Source organism: Vibrio sp. 2134-1, assembly GCF_033339495.1.
This window is the reverse complement of record NZ_JAWOUS010000728.1, coordinates 1-579: the sequence shown is the minus strand read 5'-3', so window position 1 is coordinate 579 and position 579 is coordinate 1. Positions and strand designations below refer to the sequence as shown.

Annotated in this window: 2 protein-coding genes; both read right to left on the bottom strand. The window is 44.0% G+C overall.

Annotated elements, in window-relative coordinates; genetic code table 11:
* On the bottom strand, window positions 1–240 hold a 240-nt coding region (locus R7R78_RS28215), incomplete at its 3' end, for a hypothetical protein (RefSeq protein WP_005481662.1).
* 95 nt (window positions 241–335) lie between these two features.
* A partial coding sequence (locus tag R7R78_RS28210) for a response regulator (protein WP_225474862.1) occupies window positions 336–579 on the bottom strand: 244 nt, incomplete at its 5' end.

The following is a 579-nucleotide window of genomic DNA, read 5'->3' as shown; positions in this document are numbered from 1 at the left end:
CGCCACACGTTGGTATTGAGAAATCAGAGACTTTACGTCTTCCAAATAGCCTTCTCTCAACAAGTTATCGACGGTGGCTTCTAGCTCTTCATGCGTCATGGTGAAGCAAGTTGATTTGCCTGTCATTAGGCTCAAATATTGGTGATACTCTTCCTCGGTGTAGCGTCCGATTCTGTCTAACAATAGTGCTTTTATTCCGTGATGAATCAAGCCGTAATATGTGTGTCGGTGAAGTAACATAGCCATCTCCTTATCAAGCTTACTGACTGCATAACAGCAAGCTCAACGCTCTGGATAATTCGGTTTGTACTTCAGTTAAGCAGTTTTAATGCCAACTATTCATTCGCAATTTGATAACTGTTCGTTACGCTGATTTTATCGAAATGAAGCCATCTCACCAGTACATCACGCAATGCGTTGAGTGTGGTTGGCTTTTCCAGACGACCATCCATCAACTTAGCAATCATCTCGAGCTCTTTCTCTCCAGATTCACCAGACAGGGCGATGATTGGCGTAGTTGGGGAGCACTGCTTGATTTTTTCGCTGGCGTCAAACCCATTCATCACGGGCATTTGAACA